This window comes from Bartonella capreoli, from assembly GCF_902813205.1.
Lineage (GTDB): Bacteria > Pseudomonadota > Alphaproteobacteria > Rhizobiales > Rhizobiaceae > Bartonella > Bartonella schoenbuchensis.
In genome coordinates this window covers 1-414 of sequence record NZ_CADDZX010000298.1, presented here as the reverse complement: position 1 = coordinate 414, position 414 = coordinate 1, and the positions used below count along the sequence as shown (strand labels likewise).

Below are 414 nucleotides of genomic sequence, written 5' to 3'. Positions count from 1 at the left end.
GTTATTTCTTCAGTATCCGTGCCTTCAAGTGCAGACTTTAAATCAGACATTGCAGTTTCAATCTGGCCTTTATCTTCTGCTGATATTTTATCGCCATATTCAGTCAACGATTTCTCAGTTGAATGGATAAGAGCTTCCGCTTGATTTTTAGCTTCAACACCTTTACGGCGTTTTTTGTCTTCAGCTGCATGCTCTTCTGCATCTTTGACCATTTTTTCAATGTCAGCATCACTTAAACCACCTGATGCCTGAATACGAATTTGATGTTCTTTACCGGTTCCTTTATCTTTAGCCGAAACATTGACAATACCATTCGCATCAATATCAAAAGTAACCTCAATCTGAGGCATACCACGTGGTGCTGGTGGAATACCAACAAGATCAAATTGAGCCAATAACTTGTTATCATTCGCC

At 39.4% G+C, this 414-nt stretch carries 1 protein-coding gene; it reads right to left on the bottom strand.

Annotated features, from left to right (window positions below):
• Nucleotides 1-414 (bottom strand): Hsp70 family protein (locus J7R05_RS08515; RefSeq protein ID WP_208541900.1); only part of this gene is annotated, 414 nt, incomplete at both ends.